The following is a 17,255-nucleotide window of genomic DNA, read 5'->3' on the forward strand; positions in this document are numbered from 1 at the left end:
GCGTCAACAGGCCGGACACATGACCGCAACCCGCATTGATCAAAATCAACCAACAATACCCTTGCAGAAACGGAGCCATCCACACATGACAATGCCCCCAGTCGTCATAGCTGTTGCGCTGCGTGATGACGGCGCTGTTATTGGTGATCCCGATGATCGGACCGCGCTCGTCATCCGGTTCGCCGGATCATAGGCGAAGCTGTCCGATCCAGAGGCCGTCAGATTGCCGCTATTGTCATAGCCGAAACTGACCCCGCCGGCGGACGTATACTGGTTGAGGAGGCGACGGCTAGGGCAGGTGTCATTTAGGAGTTATTGCAACGGTCACTGTAATTTTACTGTAATTCCGTAGCTGCGCTCAGTTCTATGATTATGTCATTTAGAGTCGAGATTTTCATAGTTTCAATTTCACTAACTGGATTTCTTAGCTCCAGATTATCAGTATTATTAGTGTATAAGTTAATTGCCATAGGATTGACGACCGCAGACTCAGAAATCTCTCCATTCGGCAGTCTTTGAGCTAAGTAAACAATTTGAGCATCAGAGCTCATTAAGTCCGCATTATTCAAATCAATAGGATTGTTGAGAACTTCAACGATTAAACGCGACAGGTCGGAATTCTCGATTGATTGCCAATGATCTACTCCGAATTCGCTGGTAAAGTGCTTTATCAAAAATCCATTTGATGGACGGGCTCTGGTGATTACGTATCCATCAAAGTCGAAGCCTGAACCTGGTCTAAACTGTACAATATGTAATGCGTAGCCTCCAGAAGCCTGTACCTCGGCGTCAAGACTCCGGAAGTTAGGGTTCGTTTGTCGATAATCCTGAATAAGGCTGTGGGCTTGGGCAAGCGCATCCAAATTTGCCGCGCCATGATATTGTTGGTTGGGTCCTAGAGAGGCACAAGAAACTGCAAATGCGGCTAAAATCAAAACCGTCGCATAGTTCATTTTTACCTCCTGCGTTGTCTGCGTCTCGCGTCACTTCGCCATCCAGGGTAGTAGTAAGCTGAGCGATTCCGCAACCCTTGTGATCGCCGAACTGCATTTTCAATCCTTAAGGAGTTCATCTCCGATCTTGGCGTGGTTCCAGTCTCTCTTGGCAGTCCACCATCCTCAATCAGTCTTCCTGAATCAATATCTTGCGAATGACCAAACTCATGCCCCACACTAACGGCATCGGAGCCATCGAGATTAGAATCCTGTTGTGGTGTACCCAACAGAATAATGGAGCCGGTGCCTTGGCCGTTAGTCGCATTATCGTTACTTGGGCCTTCTACGATTCGACCATCGTCCGTTTGAGACAGATTTGCCACGCGTGTACCGGATTCGTCGTTCGGACTCTCAACAATCACATGGATCTCATCAGAGCTATGTAGTTGATCAAAAACGTCAGATCCTTCCTGCGTTTCTCGCACCACCGCTATTGCAGCATTAGCGCGTCTTGCAAATTCCTCATCTCCACTAATTACAACTATTTCGCCCGTCGGATCCGTCCCGTTCATCGGATCGTTGCCGACATAGGCATACATGTTCATGCCGTCGTCATAGCCGATCGGGTCGGTCTGCATGAACCGGCCGAGGCTGGGCGAGTACATGCGGGCCTTGTAGTAATTCATGCCGATCGCATCGAGCCAGACCTGGCCGGTATAGCCGAACCGCCCGTCATTGCCCGGCGCCGGGATGCCCCAGTCGTCAAGGCTGTTGCGCTGGGTGATGACGGCGCTGTTGTTGGTGATCCCGATAATGCTGCCGCGCTCGTCGGCGTGCAGGAAGCGGCGGTTCGACGCGGCGGTGCTTGCGCCCTCATACCAGAGGATCGGATCGTCGACGCCCGGGCCATGGATATAGCGGCGGAGCAGCGTGCCCGAATGGCTGTATTCCGCGACCAGCGCATCCCCGTCATAGGTGTAGTAGGTGCTCGCCTCGCCATTGCCCCAGGTGCGGTACAGCCGCCCGAGGCCGTCATAGCGAAGATTGTAGAGCGATCCCCCGCCAACGGTAGCGCTCGTCATCCGGTTCGCCGGATCATAAACATAACTGCTCACGCCCGAGGCCGTCAGGTTGCCGCTATTGTCATAGCTGAAGTGAGAAAACAGTTCGGGCCGAGCTGATTATTGCACTGTCATCATAATCCGTAACTAGCTATCTAAGTTTGTGGAATTTAACGACCTTAACGCGGATATTATGACAGGTATATCTTCTTCAAACAGGACCATGCCCCCTAACCCTTTCCATTTTTTATAATAAGCCGGGCCAGCGTGATCGATGCTTTTTAAGCAGTCATTTAGCGATACATCCGTCAACTGAGATTCAAATTTAGCTAAAAGATTCGGGTTGTCTTTGACAAAAGAACGAACGGATTGAGCAAGGCTGCCGTCAACCAAATCATATGTTTGCATGTAATAGGATTTCATAAAATATGATAATGTATCTCCTAATACTATTTTGTCATTCGACATATCCGGTCACCACGCTGAAATCGCTTTGTATCCTATAATTGGGGCGCCCATCCAATTGAAACACCGCAGTATACCCATCTCGAGGAACCCTCGCGCCTCGTTCAAGAACACGGCCTATCGATACTGGAGCAGTAAATCTGATTTCTAGGCGACCCAACCCTCCTCTCACAAGCCAATTGTTGATCATACGACGGTTGGTCGGTTCATTGACAGCTGCGATTAGAGCACCTCGAGCGTTTGGAAGATCGGTGAAGGTTGATACTTCGCTACGACGCGGCTCTCGATTTAGCCTCGCCCGCAACTGCTGATCAGTTCGTCCGACATGGCGAGCAACAGTATGACCGCCATGCACGCCGCCTTCGTGACCACGTAAGCCCTGATTACCAATTCTCGGTTGGTAATTCCGACCACCGCGGTAAGGAGTAGCCCTGCCTCGGCCTCGAGGCCGCTGAGTACGGCGCTGGGCGAACTGGGTTCTTGCGGCCCGACCTGCTGGCGAATTGATTGATGGACCATATTCAATTGAGGAACAGTTGGATCTACTTGCGCAACCGGGCGTTGTATCTCTCGCCAACCCACTAGGATCCGTCCCGTTCATCGGATCGTTGCCGACATAGGCATACATATTCATGCCGTCGTCATAGCCGATGGGATCGGTCTGCATGAACCGGCCGAGCGTCGGCGAGTACATCCGGGCCTTGTAGTAGTTCATGCCGATCGCATCGAGCCAGACCTGGCCGGTATAGCCGAACCGCCCGTCATTGCCCGGCGCAGGGATGCCCCAGTCGTCATAGCTGTTGCGCTGGGTGATGACGGCGCTGTTGTCGGTGATCCCGATGATGCTGCCGCGCTCGTCACTATGCAGGAACCGGCGGTTGGAGGCGGCGGTGCTGGAGCCTTCATACCAGAGGATGGGATCGTCGACGCCCGGGCCATGGATATAGCGGCGCAGCAGCGTGCCCGTATGGCTGTATTCGGCGACAAGCGCATCGCCGTCATAGGTATAGTAAGTACTCGCCTCGCCATTGCCCCAGGTGCGGTAGAGCCGCCCAAGGCCATCATAGCGCAGATTGTAAAGCGATCCCCCGCCAACGGTCGCGCTCGTCATCCGGTTCGCCGGATCATAGGCGAAGGTGTCGCTGCCCGAGGCGGTCATATTGCCGCTATTGTCATAGCTGAAGCTGACCCCGCCGGCGGACGTATATTGGTTGAGCGTGTTGACCGCATAGTTGCGGTTCACATTGGCATGATGGTTCCAGACCATGTTGTCGGCCGAGAGCGCCCGCGTCAGGATCTGCGAGGCCGGATTGTAGGTCAGGTCGATATGGGTGAAATAATGTTCGGTATGCCGCGAAGGACGCGACAGCGCACCATAGGTGATCTGCTGATCGCGGTTGTTCGCCCGGTCGATCCGGGTCATCCGGGCGAGGGCATCATGGGTATAGCTGACCAGCGCCGTCCCGCCATTTTCGCGGATCGCGGTCACCTGACCGGCGCCTGTATAATCATAGGTGACATAGAAACCGTCGGCCCAGGTCAGCCGCGTCCGGCGGCCAGCGATATCATATTGATAGTTGAGCTGACGGACTTGCTCGCCGGTCTGCGTCACCCGGTCTCGCCGGCCCAGTGCATCGTAGCGATAATCGAGCGTTGAGCGACCGGGCCGCGCAACCTGCGTTTCGCGGCCAAGCCCGTCATAGGTGTAGCTGATCGAGGGATCGCTGGTCGAATAGCTGGTCTGGGTTACGCGGCCGGCATTGTCATAGGCATTGGTGATCGTCTGCCCGCGGCGGTTGCGCATCTGCGTTACCCGGCTGCGGCTGTCATAGGTTAGCTCTTCATAAGTGCCGCCGGGGAAGGTCGTGCGCAGGGGCCGGTCATACACGTCATAGCTGTAATTGGTCTGGTGGGTGCTGCCGAGCCCGTCCCGGCGCCATGCGACCTGGCCGTTATTGGTCCAGCCCATGCGGAACTCGTCATTGCCCGCCCCGCCATTGAGGACCCGATAGCCGCCGCGCGTCAGATAGCGTCGGCCGAACCAGTCATACCAGTGCCGCCTGATCCGATCCGGGCCCATCGAGCCTGTCGTATCGAGATCGCAGGCCGAACTGGGGAGGGAGGTAAATTGCGCCGGATTCATCCGCCGTGCTTCGCAATAAAGCTGGTTGCGCGCGTCATAGGTGAACTGGGTGACTGCGTGGGTCGTAGCGCTGGCGGCGTCGATGGCGTCGGTGCGTGTCACGAGACGACGGCTGTTATAGGTGTTGAGCACTTGGCTCGTGGCGGTCAGCGTCAGGTCCGTTGCGCTGGAAAAATAGCCGGTCTGAACGAGGATCGGCTGGTCATCGGCATTGCGATAGGTCGTGTTCGTACCGGCGCGATACGTCCCATTGCCTCCCTGCGGGCCGACAACTTGAGTGCGGCGACCGGCGGTATCGTAGCGATAATAGGTCGCATCGGTCGTCCCGGCGAGCGGACCATTTTCGGAGAGCACGCGCCCGGCATTGTCATAGGTGTAGCTGGTCGCGGCGCTGAGCGAGCCCGCGCCATTGGTCCGCGTGACCGTGGCGGGGAGCATGGTGCTGCCCCAATAGGTGTAGCTCGTCACCTGGGTCGCGGTGGTATTGGGGCAGGTGATCGACGCGATCGCGGCGCTCGATGAAACCCCGCATATCCGCTCGCTCGACAGACGGGTGAGACCGCTGGTCGTCGCATAGAGCCGGTGCGTCAGTGTCCGCAGATTGTTGGCACCTGCAGGCTCCAGCGTCTTCACATTGCCGCCATGCGTGGCCCAGAGATAGTCGGTCTGGACATTCGCCTCGTCGCGCGTCCAGTTCGGCAGGAAGCATCGGACATCCGCGCAACCGGCGGTGCCGGGCCCGGGCGCGCCGGGCGTGGTGTAGTTGGCGGTCTGGGTCAGGGCGGCGCCACTGGTCGGCAGCGTGCTTCGCGATGTGATATTGCCGTGATTGTCATAAACAACCGAGACGCCATTGCCGCGCGGATAGGTGATCCCGGTAAGCCGCCGATGGGTATCGTAGGAATAATTGGTGGTATAGGTCGTCGTCGAACTGATCCGGTTCCTCACGCTCGACACAACCGTCGCCTGATGCTCGTTGGCCGGCACATCGTTCGTTACGACGCGTTCGAAGCTCAGCGGTCCTGTGATGGTGACGCTTTCCAGATCGCAATGGAAGGGCTGGCAGCGGCCCGGCTGGGTCGTTTCCACGGCGTTATAGTTCCACGCGACTCCATCGCTCACGATCTGCGAGACATATCGGTTGTTCGTCGACGCGGTGGCAACAAAGCTGTTGCCGCTTTCGCCGGGCAGGCTCTGGGTCACCGCGCTGACCTGGACCTGCTCGTCCAGCGCATCCTGGCAGCAGCTCCAAACCCGGCCCGCCAGATCGGTGATCGATCCATCGGTGCCATATTGATGGCGTGCAAGATGCACGGACGTGACGCCCAGCTCGAAGATCGATGCCTGGGTCAGCTCGGCCCATTGCGCGGTATTCACATTGGTCGACCGGTAATAGAGCCGCATCTCGTAGCCGAGATTGCTGACCACCCTCCACGGCCGGTGCCGCGTCCCCGCGCTCCACGCGGTTTTGGTATAGCTGAAGGTCAGCGTCTCGCCGTTGGCGAAGGTGATAGTAGACGGGTACATGCTGAAGGATTCCGTAGCGCCATTGTCCGACAGATTACCGACACTATTGAAGACGATGCGCATGCCGGTGCCGGCCTGCATATAGGTCATCTGGCGCAGCGTGCCCGACCCAAACATGGTCAGCGTCGATCCGCTGTTGCGCCGCGGCCAGCAGCTCTGACTGATACATTGGAAGCTTTCCGAAGCACCTGTGCCAGGATTGAGCTGGACGGAGCCCTGGCTTGGCGTGTTGCCCGACTCCGAACCTGTCGCCACCGGCAGCAGCAGTTGCAGCCGCTCGAGCCTGAGGTTCGGAGCGGCCGGGATTGCAAGCACTGGAACAGGGCGGCTGACCCGGGCCGACAGCATGTCGACTCCGTTGGCGTCCGGCTCGACATTGAGCGGATCGATCGTCTGGGCGCTGGCGGGCGCATGCAGGCAGGCGATTGCGCCAATCAGAAGCGCAAGGAATGACAGTATTTTCATGATTGTGCCCCTCATCAGAAACATGGCCCTGGAATGACGGTCACGTTCAACGTGCCGTTCGCAGTGGCCCCGCGGGAATCCTGGATGGTGTAAGTGATCGGGAAGGTCCCGGTCGTCGAACCGGCGACAACCAGAAGCGATGTCGTTCCCGACACCGACGCGGAAGCATTGGCCGAGCCGGACGCCGAGATCACCGTCAATGGATAGTCGCCATCCGGATCGGTGTCGTTCTGAACGACATTGAAGGTAGTTCCTGCGCAAGCCGGAAGCGTAAGGCTGTCCGTATTGGCCACCGGCGGATTGTTCGGCGGAGGCGGCGGAGGAGGTGGCGGAGGAGGAGGCGGAGGAGGAGGTGGCGGAGGTGGCGGAGCCGGAACGTTCACCGTCTGGTTGGTCCTGTTACCGGCCCGATCATAGCTGGTGATCTTCGTGACACCGTTGGCAGGGCCACCCGATCTCGTGCTCTGCGTTAGTCGCCCTTGTGCATCATATTCGAACGTCGTGGTTTCGGCGGCAAGGGCCGCGCACGACAATCCCAAGCAAGAAACACTAGCCAGAAATGACGATATTTTCATCTGCGACTCCAAATCTGTGGAGTCAAAAGTACGTGAATACTTGTGTATGTAAAGTAGAATCTCAGTCTATATTAAGTCTATTTTAAGTCTATATTAACGATCTTGTACAGATGCTCCAGCATATGGATCGTATTCCGTATCATTTTCTGGAATTATAAGGAGTTCTGGTGCGCTCGCTTGCTGCGCTTCTAACCGAGACGAGAACTCGCCACTTGCCGCTTGGTCGGCGAATGACCGCAATCCTGAGGCGATTGAGCTCGCACCAAAAAGTATAAAGCAACCGATCAAGACGCGCGCTCCGTCCCGCAACACTAAACGGCCTTGGAGCATAAGTAGCCCGATCCCCGCTACGGCAAGCACAGCGACTATTGTCGCGAGCGCGCCCAGCAGAGTCCCCTCAATCCATGAGGCAGCGGTCAGAAGAACGCTATCCTGTCGTCCTGCAAACAGGGAGGATGTTGAGGCCGGACCTATTAGCGTGCTGCTCATCATCTGCTCGAAAGCCCAATGGCTTCTGCGTTGTCGTCATACAATTCATCGACAGACAGGATTTGCGCAATGCCGCGCTTGCCGCCACGGCGATCGAGTTGGACGAAAATGTCGATTGTCGAACGAACATAACGAACAATGTCATCCCAGCCGAGCCGAGCGCCAGATTGCAATACGAGGAGCGCTAACTGGTCGACCGCATGGCGGGGAGAATCTGCATGGATTGTCGTCATTGATCCTGGATGCCCGGTGTTTACTGCGCGCAGGAATGTAAACGCTTCTGGACCGCGAACCTCGCCGAGCATGATGCGATCAGGGCGCATTCGCAGCGATGCGTTCAACAGATCCTCCGCATCCACCTGGGCTTCGCTCAACGAACTTCGCGCGGCCAATAATCCCACAGCATTGTCGTGGACAATTTCCAGTTCGCGGGTGTCTTCGATAAAGATCAAGCGCTCATCTGCCGGTATCTCTCGCACGAGCGCGTTCAGAAACGTCGTCTTGCCGGATGATGTTCCACCTGAAATCAGGATATTCTTTCTGGACCGGACGGCAGAGCGCAACAGTTTGACCGCCTCCGACCGGCTTGGCGGAGCTGCGGTATCTGATGGTGGAAGCGGGTCTACACCAATCGCGCCAAATTGTGTGTCCGAGAATGCATCATTCTTGGCATAATCCGCCAGCTTGAGACCTGACGAAACATGTTTGCGGATCGCAAACGCCATATCTCCCCGAGTTGCCGGAGGTGCGACAATCTGAACCCGCTCACCACTTGGAAGCGTGGCCGAGAGAAGGGGGTGTTCCCGGCTGATGCCCTGGCTGGAGGAGGCAGCGATCTGACGAGCCAGACGTTCCAATGCCGCCGCATTGAGTTTGTGCTCTTTCCTCGACGAAATTCTGCCGCCAAGCGTTTCGACCCACAGCTCACCGGGCTTGTTGATGAAAATATCCGTGACATCATGGCGATTGAGGTCGCGCGCGAGCGGGGCCAAAAAACTCTCAAGATAGGATATGACGCCCTGGCTCATCGCCCGCGCTCGACCGGTGTGAAATCGAGATCGCGCGCCACAAAAACCGACACTGCAACGCCCTGGTCGACGCTCAGCGTGCGTTGCACTTCCGGAGTTGTTGCATTGGAAGACCCGGACTCGCGCAGGGTTTGGGGCAGAACAACAAATGCGCCATTGCCGATCTGTTGCGTCGCGAGTGCGGCCCCAACGTCCAGCGAGGTGCGGAAAATCGCCGAAGCAAAACGTTCCCAGAAATGGGAGTTCACATCGCCCCGGATTCCCGGACGGCCAAGCCGGTCTGCCGAAGGCGAGTCCAGAGCAATCGTAGCGCCGTCGGGACGGACAAGCCGCGTCCATTCAACCAGAACCCGATTTTGCCCGGCGGTCAGGCTGGTGCCATATTGGCCGATCAGCCGGCTGCCCCGCGGGATCAAAACCCGCGTTCCGTCGAATCCGAATACGTTCCTGGAAACAATTGCACGCGCGGGCCCGCCCCGGTTCGTGTCGATCGCAGTTTCCAGAACCGCCGGGATCACGGTGCCTTGGATAACCGTGGTCGAGGGATTGGATAATCGCCCCGCCCTCACCCTTTGATTGGCGGTATCGCTGCCCGGGATGGTTGCTTGTGCGCCTGGTTGATCTGCAGCGCCAGCGGCCGATCTCGCGCCGCCGCCGGACCGATCGTAGACCAGCACCGCGCCCGGCGGCCGTGCCGGGGCGATGCTTGGCTGTTCAGGGAACGGGTTCGGCTCCAAAGTCGACGAACGGTCAAAAACCGGCTCATCCATAAACGGCGGTGCCGGGGCCGGAAAGTCGACGATCCCTTCCTCTTCAATCGGAACGATCGGCAACGGTGGTTCCTCTTGGCGCTCGGGCGGGATGTACAGCAATGGAACACGGCTCCCGACTTCGGTCAAAATTTCGGCCGGCCGGAGGGTCGCCGGTGCGGCGAGCCCGCGCCGATTTGCGTCCAGCGCAGTGAAAAGCATGATCGCTACGATAGCTGTCCCGGCAATAAAAAGTGGAACTGCGAAACTTTTGCCACTGCCCGCAACGATCGGCCGGACGTCGCCAACTGGACTGGCTTGCTTGGCCTGTCCGTCGGAGCCAGTGTCGACGCTCATTGTTCGCTCACAAAGCGTCTCGCCGTGACCCGGCGGCGCCCATGACGGAAAATCAGCTCCGAATAGACGCGATCGATAACGAACAGTCCGTCGCGAACCTGCCCGTCGACCACGGCTTCGCGGCCCGAACCGTCTTCGGCGAATACGGCCGGCATTGGCTGAGCTGCCGCCCAGCGGATCGTCGTCCGGCGGCCATCATCGGCTATCTCGATCGGCCGGAGATGCCGACTGCCACGGATCCGATACCGGCCCTGCTCAAGTGGCGGTAAATCGGCCTGGTCTTGCGTGTCGGATACAGTAGCGGGGTAGACAAAACGGACCATCCAGGGCGCGCCGCCATAGCCGGTCGATAGGCCGAAGACATAGGTACGGATGTCTGTCACGACGGTCATATTGGTCGATGGTGCGGAAGTCCCGGCCTTGACGAACATCATGTCTCCGCGGCCACTCGGCGTTGCTTCCCAGGCCCCGTCATCGCCCAGTGCGATACTCTGGATTTGCTCGCCCGCGGCAAAGGCCACGGCAACGTGATGACCCGCTTCAACGTCGAGTGTGTAAACGGCTTCGGGCTCATAGCTGAAAGTCTGAAGCCGCCAATCTCCCGTACCGCGTTGTGAATCTATCTGTGCCGCAGAAGGGGTTGCGAGCAGCAACAGCGCTATCAAGACGATGCGCCCCTTCATCGTTCGCTACCCTGTTCGGAATCGGCCTGATCGCCAATCCGGCGTATGCCGTCCTCTGTCGTGGCAGAGGATGCCTCGGGCGTATCGCCCTCCGGTTCACGTTCCGACAGTTCCATTGGCCTGCGAACTTCCGGAAGGGCTTCGACGTCGCTCCGGTAGCGGGTCACCTGAAATCCGAGCGGATTGACCAGCCTGTCGGCCACAGTCATCGGCTCGCCGGAATAGGTCCATGTCAGGATGGACACACGGCGTCCGAGCGACCGCGGCTGCGCATTCTGGTCCCGCCTTGTCAACGCATAACGCACCATCGCCGTCGAGTCCGACAGCATCGACACGCTATTGATCTCGACCTCGATGACCGCGCTACGGGGCAATCGGGAGAGCGGACTTTCCGGATTGGATGCTTGCATACCGGCGATATAGTCGGTCCGCGCTGAACCATCCGACCACAGCACCGCCTTTTCATAATCCCGTTGCAGCGTATCGATATCGAACGTCTCGCGGGCGATTACATATTGGACGAGGAAGGACCGCGTCAGCGCTGCGTCAGGCGTTATCGCCGACGCATCGAGCGGGTGGAGCGCTTCGACATGGCCAGTATTGCGATCAACGAGAAGCGTATAGGGTTCGACCGTTTTCAGCGGCACAAGGGTGATCAGGGCGATGGCTTCCGCCAGCGCGACAAAGGCCGCTATACCGGCGGCTATCCATGCGCGCTTGCGGGAAGCGCGAAGATCGGCCGACTTGTCGGTCGCCCAGGTTTCAGCCTCCATGTAGTAGGCGTCGAGTTGCTCGCGGGTCTCTGCTTTCATGACGACCGGTCCCGTCTTACCGACGCTCGCGAGGCGCGCCGATGGGTACGTCCAAAGCTGCTGCCCAGCGGGCGGCTATGGCTTGCCTGCACCTGCGTCTCGGTATTGACCGCCCGATCGCCGGTAACGGAAATGCGCCGTTGGACGTCGCTGCCGTCGCCCCCCAAGCCCTGCTCTCGGCGCAATGCAGCTTCGATGCCTTCCACAACCAGATGAGAGCGAGAGACACCTGACGTTTCCCGTCGCGAGCTCCTTGTATCGCCTGTCGCACCTGGAGCCGTTACCCCCCGGCGAATCACGGGTTCGTTCAGCAATTTCGAAATGCCGACAGATGTCCTGGCGAAAATGATACGCGCCAGGATGGCAATCATCGCGAACAGCGCGACACCAAAGGCGAGCGCGAGAACCAGCAATTCCGTGGGCGCAGCAGGCGTCGCAATGCCCGCCACGCGCAAACTCAGGGCGCTGCGGAGCAATGGTTCCAGAATGGCGACTTCGACAGCCAGCGTGATTGTGATGCCGAGCGAACCCAATGCCATAAGGGCAAGCCCCTGTAACCAACCGATGAACAGTGAGCGAGTGGCCGCGAACAGCAACAGGCCCGCGAACACCGGCGCCAGCGCGAGAAGCAGCCCGGCGCCTATGCGAACCACCGCAAGCGAGCCGATGGTTCCTGCAAGCCAGGCGACGCGGGCCGAACCCAAGGCAAGTTCATCATCGACCACAAATGGGCGGAAGGCCTCGACGACCGTCTCGCCCGTAGCCGTACCGCGAACCGGCTGCAAACGACCACTACCAAGGGCGCTAAGTTCGAGCATCGCATTGTCGATCGTCTGCAATCGCCTAGAAAAGCTGCCATCTGCACCCGGCAATCCCGATGCTGTGCCTATCATATTCGCAAGCTCGGCCGGGCCATGCAAAACCGTATCGTACACAACGGTCCTGTAGGCTGGCCAACTCGTCGCCATCGCAAGGACGATGCCGATCTTGAGAAACGCCGTGACAACATCTCGTGGCCCGGTGGAATAGCCGAGCAGAAGGCGCAGGCCGAATATCGCAACGAAAATCACCAGCAATGCCGTCAGCATCTGCGACATAGGCGAACCGGGCTCGCTGAGCGCCGAAAAGCCGAAACTGCCGATAGTTTGTGCCTGGCAATCGATATGCGCGAGCGTCGAACTGAGAAACGCGTTACCGGTCGAGATTGCTGTACATGCCATGATGGTCAGGCCCGCTCCAACAGGGGGCGCATCCAGTTTTTCGGATCGCTTCCGGTGGAGCCCAACAGTTCATCGAAGATACGGACGGTTTTCTCACGCCCTGAAAGGACGGTGAGTAAATCGTTTTCTCCGGAAAGATCGAGGCGGACAACGACGCTGTCATTTCCATGCCGCACCAAAAAGCAGTGTGCGTTGTCGGGAAGTGTGCGGATCAGTTCATATTCATGATCGGACAAACCAAACCCGTCGACATAATCCTCATGGCGAGCGCGGGGATTGGCCATGAATATCTGCGTTGCCGCTTGCTCGATGATAGCGCTGGAAATCTTGCTCTCAAGCGCATCCTGGGCGCTCTGGGTCGCGAATCCGACAATGCCGTTACGCTTCCGGATTGTCTTTTCCCAATCCTTGACGCGGCGCACGAACACCTCGTCGTCGAGCGCTTTCCAGCCTTCGTCGACAATGATGATCGCGGGTTCGCCATTCAGGCGCTCCTCCACGCGATGGAAGAAATACATTAGCGCTGGGGTCCGCACGACCGGATCATCGAGGATCGCCGTCATATCGAACCCGACCGTTTCGGCATCCAGATCAGTCAGGTCGCTCTTGTTGTCGAACAGCCAGGCGCGTTCTCCGGTCCCCCACCAGGGCCGGAGGCGCGAATAGAGATCGTCTGAACGCGGCCTTGCATATCCGCGGAACAGCTCGACAAGATAGCGCAGTCTGCGCCGACCCGGTGGCTGATCAAAATTCGCATCGATCGCTTCGCGGACATGATCCAGCTCTTCGGTCGTCACCCCGCCGGCCAGTTGGGCGATCCAGTCGATCAGGAACTGGCGATTGGCTCCGATATTGTCGAGCAGAAGCGGATTGAGCTGCGATGCCTGGTCTGGGTGCAGGCGATCATAACTGCCCCCAATGGCGCGGATAAATAGTTCGGCGCCCCGGTCTTTGTCGAAGAAGATAATGCGCGGCCCGAAGCGGCGCGCCTGGGCAAGCAGGAAATTGAGAACGACGGTTTTGCCTGAGCCCGACGGGCCTATGACGGTGAAATTCCCCAGATCGGCCTGATGGAAATTGAAGAAATAGGGGCCCGCCGCCGTCGTTTCGAATAACGTAACGGCTTCACCCCAATGATTGCCCTCCGCCCTGCCGACCGGATAATTGTGCAGGCTTGCAAGTCCCGCAAAATTCTCGGTCGAGACCAGGCCGCGCCGCGTGATATATTTGAAATTTCCGGGAAATTGCGCCCAGAAGGCCGGTTCCAGGGCGATATCTTCGCGAACGGCTACGATGCCGAGATCGGCAAGCAAAGCCGTTACTTCGGCGACAGCTGTATCGACACCGGCGATGGTGTCAGCGCGAACAGCAATCGTCGTATGATGCTCGCCAAAGGCAGCGCGGCCGGCGGCCACATCGTCCTTCGCAATGAGAAGTTCTTCACGCAGGCTGACCGCCTCGTCCTCGGCCGAGCGCATCCGGCGAACGGCAAGGTTCATGCGTGACAGCGCCTCACGCCGTTCTACAAAGGCGAACGATTGGCTCACCGTCATCTCGAACGGCAAGCGATAGAGCTCGTCGAACATTCCCGGCAGTGTATGCGTAGGATAGTCCTTGATCGAAATCATCGCGACAAATGACTGTGGCGAGTCTCCCGCAGCAGCGCGTTCGATTGTTTGCTGACCAAAACTGATGCGCCTGTCGGGGAGATGGTTGCCGATATCGCCATGCGGCAAACCCATGGGGCGAAGGTCACCGCTAAACAGGCAGGCAAGGAATTCGATCGGTTCGGATCGCAGGCCTTTGTCCGTTTCATAGACACCGAGGGCGCGCGGCGAATAGTTGCCAAGGGCGGCGATCAACGCTTCCCGGGCAGAGCTCAGCTGGCGCACGTCGCGCCTGGGGACCGCCGAACCTGGATCGGTTCGGTTCGACAGGCGCGATCGCAGACGATCCGCGATCCCGACGCCTCCCTGCAGGGGCCGCCGGACGAGGGTCAAAAAAAGATCGTTGACGTAAAGCTGTCGGCTTTCCAGCCGTTCCCGCCAGCGCCGGTCCACTTCCGCCGAAAAATCGTCGCCGAAACCGGCATCAAGCTCAACATCGACCCGGCGCCGGACGACATGATGATAGACAGCATAACGCGACGTTCCGATCGCTCTCAGCAAGGCGTCGCGCAAGCCGGCCCGGTAGTTAATCTCTTCGGTTTCGGATGTTTCGAAGAGCAGCCCGTCGAGCCGGATCGTCTGCATAAGCAGACCGTCCCGTGTTTCGAGTGTATGATCGTCGACATGCCTGGCATAGGGCAAGTGAACACCCGCGAATTTTTCGCGATCAATGGTCCGGCGATCCCGGCTTAGGGCCGGTAGGAGTTGCATCGCCATAGAGAATAATTTCGAATGCGCGGACAACGGCTGACCCGGGTCAACCAAAGATCAAAGATACGGGGCTCCCGCAAACACAAGACAAAACCGACAAGGTGTACGAACAGGGCAATGACGAGCGCCCATATCGATTTGAAGATCAGGAAAAATTCAGCAGCAACAATCGCGTTGAAAACGAAAAAACTATAGGTGACCCCAGCGAACATTTGCGGACGAGTGAGCCCGACAAAAACGTTCGTTCTTTGAAGTTCCGCTGCCACGTCAGCTGCCTAGTGTCGCGGTCGACTGGATCCCCGCAACGATGCTCGCCGCGCCAAAAAGCACGAAGCAACCGAAGATGACAACGGCGCCGTGGCGCCAGTTGACCCGGCCGGTCAGCATCATGAAACCGACAGCTGCGACAGCGATGACAGCGACGACCGTGGCGACAGTGCCTAGCAGGGTACCCTGCAGCCAGTTTACGGCCGCTACGATCGCGCCTGACCCCTCGGGGTCGATCGACGATTGTGCGGCTAGAGAAGTCGTTCTGAAAGCCATGGCTAGCACCGCCAGCCCATGGAACATCCGATATATGTATCTCAAAAAATTGCTCCTAACGGATCGGTGTAAGTAGATCATCGACTCCATACTGTTCGTCTACGCCACTATGTATATTCAAAGAACAATGCAAATTCAGATAGTTAACCTATCATTGCGAAGGGTGATGAATAAATTCTGAGTGATGAATTAGCGGAAAGACCTGAAGGCAGACGATGTCGGCCGAACAGATGGGACATGTTGAGAATATTGGGTTTGGCCGAAAGCGGGATTTGGACATAGAGGCCACTATCGGGATTCGAATGGTGAACGCGTATGTCTGCTTTGAGTGGAAAGCAGGCGTCATTTATTAAGAGACAATTAGCTAAAGCCCTCCCTCATGGCCACTCCCTCTAACCCACGCTAAAACCCTGTCATGTGCGGACGCAAATATTCTCTCGAGGAGCTGACTTGGACTGATTATCGGGACATGCTCTCGCTTGTCCCCTCTGTCCCGGCGACAAACTTTCAGCCCAATCACAATATCGCTCCAACCCATGAGGTGCCGGTTGGTTATGCCGATGGCGAAGGCGCGCACCAACTCGCTCTGATGCGTTGGGGGTTGATGCCCCATTGGGCGAAAGAGGCGAAAATCGGGGCAAAGATGATCAATGCCCGCGCCGAGACGCTGACCGAAAAACCGAGCTTCAAACCGCTGTTGAAAGCGCATCGCTGCGCGATCCTCGTATCCGGCTTTTATGAATGGCAACGAGAAGGCAAGGCGAAGCAGGCGCACAAGATTGCCCATGGTTCGGACGCACCGATGATCATGGCCGGGCTATGGACAAAGAACCCGGAGCTGGACTTAACCAGCTATACCGTCATCACCACCGCCGCATCGGACGAGATGGCGCGGATCCATCACCGGATGCCCGCTATTCTCGATCCCGGCGCGGTGGATCAGTGGATGGACGGGGATTGGGACGATGCCGCGCCGCTCCTGATGCCGCATCCCGGGCCGCTGGCGATCACGGCGATCCCCAATGCGGTTGGCAATGTCCGCAACAATTATCTCGAACTGCTCGATCCGCTTACGGCATCTTGATCGGGGAATAGCGGCAGCACGCCCAGCCGACCCTCGGCTTGTTCAAAGGCGCTTGGTTCACGAAAAAAAGCATAGCGGCTGAGCTGGCGCATCACGGCATAGGCGATCACTTCCTTGGCCCGATCCCGGTTGAATCTGTGCGCATCCTTAGTCGCGAAACGCAGATACATGTCACGAGTGACGCCGAGCGCGATGGCAATTGCCTGCTCCAGCTCAGCCTCGTCAATCCGAATCATGTCCTTGTCCTTGCCCATACCACCATGTGGAACATATCGAGAACATGATAACAAGGCAGAGAGTTCTATTTCCTGTCCTACAGACCCCCAGATCACATAAACAACCCGGCTCCATGAAGCTGAGAGGAGCGGGACCATTGTTGAGAGCGATTTTGTGTTTTGTACTGGGTATACGCTGATAGCAGAACTGGTGTGCAAATTGCAGGAGCATTAGCTGGAGCATTATTGGCACTGCTCTGACTACACTCGCGGTCCATCGTCCGCTCTGGGTCGAAAGCGGACGTTCAACATAAGGGCGATTATCGGGGGACTCTTCGCAGACCAAATCCGTCAAAGAGCTTGCGGCACTAGTCGGCTATCCACGAACGCTCGGTGCTTATCGTGTAGATTTGGCCATCTGACCGGATAGAAATGTCCTGTTGCCAGACTGCGTGGTGATCGCGAACGTCCAGAGAAATCGGCGACTCGGTGGTTCCCCATTCGGTTTGAAAGATGCGATCAACGC

Annotated in this window: 17 protein-coding genes; 2 read left to right on the plus strand and 15 right to left on the minus strand. The window is 57.7% G+C overall.

Annotation, left to right across the window (positions count from 1 at the left end; all coding sequences use genetic code 11):
• On the plus strand, positions 1–193 hold a 193-nt coding region (locus DFR46_RS14900; RefSeq protein WP_211306470.1), incomplete at its 5' end, for a hypothetical protein.
• 142 nt (positions 194–335) lie between these two features.
• Here DFR46_RS14900 and DFR46_RS14735 read toward each other — a convergent pair.
• From DFR46_RS14735 to DFR46_RS14485, 14 genes are all read right to left on the minus strand, one after another.
• Positions 336–953, minus strand: a complete 618-nt coding sequence (locus DFR46_RS14735; RefSeq protein WP_147297704.1) for a hypothetical protein — start codon at positions 951–953, stop codon at positions 336–338.
• Positions 954–955: 2 nt separating this feature from the next.
• Positions 956–2,017, minus strand: a complete 1,062-nt coding sequence (locus DFR46_RS14430) for an RHS repeat-associated core domain-containing protein (protein WP_116237407.1) — start codon at positions 2,015–2,017, stop codon at positions 956–958.
• Positions 2,018–2,143: 126 nt separating this feature from the next.
• On the minus strand, positions 2,144–2,464 hold the full coding sequence (locus DFR46_RS14740) for a hypothetical protein (protein WP_147297705.1): 321 nt from the start codon (positions 2,462–2,464) through the stop codon (positions 2,144–2,146).
• Positions 2,454–6,596, minus strand: a complete 4,143-nt coding sequence (locus DFR46_RS14435; RefSeq protein ID WP_162843498.1) for an RHS repeat-associated core domain-containing protein — start codon at positions 6,594–6,596, stop codon at positions 2,454–2,456. Before DFR46_RS14435 ends, DFR46_RS14740 begins: the two co-directional genes overlap by 11 nt.
• Before the next feature lie 14 nt (positions 6,597–6,610).
• A complete protein-coding gene (locus DFR46_RS14440; protein ID WP_116237409.1) occupies positions 6,611–7,171 on the minus strand; it encodes an Ig-like domain-containing protein in 561 nt (186 codons plus the stop codon).
• A gap of 93 nt (positions 7,172–7,264) precedes the next feature.
• Positions 7,265–7,663: a TrbC/VirB2 family protein gene (locus DFR46_RS14445; protein WP_211306471.1), complete on the minus strand. Its 399-nt coding sequence runs from the start codon at positions 7,661–7,663 to the stop codon at positions 7,265–7,267.
• Positions 7,660–8,688, minus strand: coding sequence for a P-type DNA transfer ATPase VirB11 (virB11, locus tag DFR46_RS14450; protein WP_116237410.1), 1,029 nt, complete (start codon positions 8,686–8,688; stop codon positions 7,660–7,662). Before virB11 ends, DFR46_RS14445 begins: the two co-directional genes overlap by 4 nt.
• The gene (locus tag DFR46_RS14455) at positions 8,685–9,794 is read right to left on the minus strand and encodes a TrbI/VirB10 family protein (RefSeq protein WP_116237411.1); all 1,110 of its coding nucleotides are present in this window, start codon (positions 9,792–9,794) and stop codon (positions 8,685–8,687) included. Before DFR46_RS14455 ends, virB11 begins: the two co-directional genes overlap by 4 nt.
• Complete coding sequence (locus DFR46_RS14460; protein ID WP_116237412.1) at positions 9,791–10,477, minus strand: TrbG/VirB9 family P-type conjugative transfer protein; 687 nt, start codon at positions 10,475–10,477, stop codon at positions 9,791–9,793. The genes DFR46_RS14455 and DFR46_RS14460 overlap by 4 nt, the downstream gene beginning before the upstream one ends.
• Positions 10,474–11,289, minus strand: a complete 816-nt coding sequence (locus DFR46_RS14465; RefSeq protein WP_116237413.1) for a VirB8 family type IV secretion system protein — start codon at positions 11,287–11,289, stop codon at positions 10,474–10,476. Before DFR46_RS14465 ends, DFR46_RS14460 begins: the two co-directional genes overlap by 4 nt.
• Positions 11,286–12,509: a TrbL/VirB6 family protein gene (locus DFR46_RS14470; protein WP_116237414.1), complete on the minus strand. Its 1,224-nt coding sequence runs from the start codon at positions 12,507–12,509 to the stop codon at positions 11,286–11,288. The genes DFR46_RS14465 and DFR46_RS14470 overlap by 4 nt, the downstream gene beginning before the upstream one ends.
• Positions 12,510–12,514: 5 nt before the next feature.
• A complete protein-coding gene (locus DFR46_RS14475) occupies positions 12,515–14,887 on the minus strand; it encodes a VirB4 family type IV secretion/conjugal transfer ATPase (RefSeq protein WP_116237419.1) in 2,373 nt (790 codons plus the stop codon).
• Positions 14,866–15,099, minus strand: coding sequence for a VirB3 family type IV secretion system protein (locus DFR46_RS14480; RefSeq protein WP_245953911.1), 234 nt, complete (start codon positions 15,097–15,099; stop codon positions 14,866–14,868). The genes DFR46_RS14475 and DFR46_RS14480 overlap by 22 nt, the downstream gene beginning before the upstream one ends.
• 55 nt (positions 15,100–15,154) lie before the next feature.
• The gene (locus DFR46_RS14485) at positions 15,155–15,457 is read right to left on the minus strand and encodes a TrbC/VirB2 family protein (protein WP_116237420.1); all 303 of its coding nucleotides are present in this window, start codon (positions 15,455–15,457) and stop codon (positions 15,155–15,157) included.
• A gap of 388 nt (positions 15,458–15,845) precedes the next feature.
• Here DFR46_RS14485 and DFR46_RS14490 point away from each other — a divergent pair, with 388 nt between their 5' ends.
• The gene (locus DFR46_RS14490; RefSeq protein ID WP_116237416.1) at positions 15,846–16,514 is read left to right on the plus strand and encodes an SOS response-associated peptidase; all 669 of its coding nucleotides are present in this window, start codon (positions 15,846–15,848) and stop codon (positions 16,512–16,514) included.
• Here DFR46_RS14490 and DFR46_RS14495 read toward each other — a convergent pair.
• Positions 16,478–16,750 (minus strand): hypothetical protein, encoded by a 273-nt coding sequence (locus DFR46_RS14495; RefSeq protein WP_147297706.1) that lies wholly within the window; start codon positions 16,748–16,750, stop codon positions 16,478–16,480. The genes DFR46_RS14490 and DFR46_RS14495 overlap by 37 nt on opposite strands.
• Between the last annotated feature and the right edge of the window lie 505 nt (positions 16,751–17,255).

It is taken from the genome of Parasphingopyxis lamellibrachiae (genome assembly GCF_003385775.1).
In the GTDB taxonomy this organism is placed as follows: Bacteria; Pseudomonadota; Alphaproteobacteria; order Sphingomonadales; family Sphingomonadaceae; genus Parasphingopyxis; species Parasphingopyxis lamellibrachiae.

What these genes read in the sequence shown, in the direction of transcription:
- DFR46_RS14735 (WP_147297704.1), bottom strand. Translation starts at nt 953, where the DNA reads ATGAACTATGCGACGGTTTTGATTTTAGCCGCATTTGCAGTTTCTTGT.
- DFR46_RS14430 (WP_116237407.1), bottom strand. Translation starts at nt 2,017, where the DNA reads ATGACGAGCGCTACCGTTGGCGGGGGATCGCTCTACAATCTTCGCTAT.
- DFR46_RS14740 (WP_147297705.1), bottom strand. Translation starts at nt 2,464, where the DNA reads ATGTCGAATGACAAAATAGTATTAGGAGATACATTATCATATTTTATG.
- DFR46_RS14435 (WP_162843498.1), bottom strand. Translation starts at nt 6,596, where the DNA reads ATGAAAATACTGTCATTCCTTGCGCTTCTGATTGGCGCAATCGCCTGC.
- DFR46_RS14440 (WP_116237409.1), bottom strand. Translation starts at nt 7,171, where the DNA reads ATGAAAATATCGTCATTTCTGGCTAGTGTTTCTTGCTTGGGATTGTCG.
- DFR46_RS14445 (WP_211306471.1), bottom strand. Translation starts at nt 7,663, where the DNA reads ATGATGAGCAGCACGCTAATAGGTCCGGCCTCAACATCCTCCCTGTTT.
- virB11 (WP_116237410.1), bottom strand. Translation starts at nt 8,688, where the DNA reads ATGAGCCAGGGCGTCATATCCTATCTTGAGAGTTTTTTGGCCCCGCTC.
- DFR46_RS14455 (WP_116237411.1), bottom strand. Translation starts at nt 9,794, where the DNA reads ATGAGCGTCGACACTGGCTCCGACGGACAGGCCAAGCAAGCCAGTCCA.
- DFR46_RS14460 (WP_116237412.1), bottom strand. Translation starts at nt 10,477, where the DNA reads ATGAAGGGGCGCATCGTCTTGATAGCGCTGTTGCTGCTCGCAACCCCT.
- DFR46_RS14465 (WP_116237413.1), bottom strand. Translation starts at nt 11,289, where the DNA reads ATGAAAGCAGAGACCCGCGAGCAACTCGACGCCTACTACATGGAGGCT.
- DFR46_RS14470 (WP_116237414.1), bottom strand. Translation starts at nt 12,509, where the DNA reads ATGGCATGTACAGCAATCTCGACCGGTAACGCGTTTCTCAGTTCGACG.
- DFR46_RS14475 (WP_116237419.1), bottom strand. Translation starts at nt 14,887, where the DNA reads ATGCAACTCCTACCGGCCCTAAGCCGGGATCGCCGGACCATTGATCGC.
- DFR46_RS14480 (WP_245953911.1), bottom strand. Translation starts at nt 15,099, where the DNA reads ATGTTCGCTGGGGTCACCTATAGTTTTTTCGTTTTCAACGCGATTGTT.
- DFR46_RS14485 (WP_116237420.1), bottom strand. Translation starts at nt 15,457, where the DNA reads ATGTTCCATGGGCTGGCGGTGCTAGCCATGGCTTTCAGAACGACTTCT.
- DFR46_RS14490 (WP_116237416.1), top strand. Translation starts at nt 15,846, where the DNA reads ATGTGCGGACGCAAATATTCTCTCGAGGAGCTGACTTGGACTGATTAT.
- DFR46_RS14495 (WP_147297706.1), bottom strand. Translation starts at nt 16,750, where the DNA reads ATGATTCGGATTGACGAGGCTGAGCTGGAGCAGGCAATTGCCATCGCG.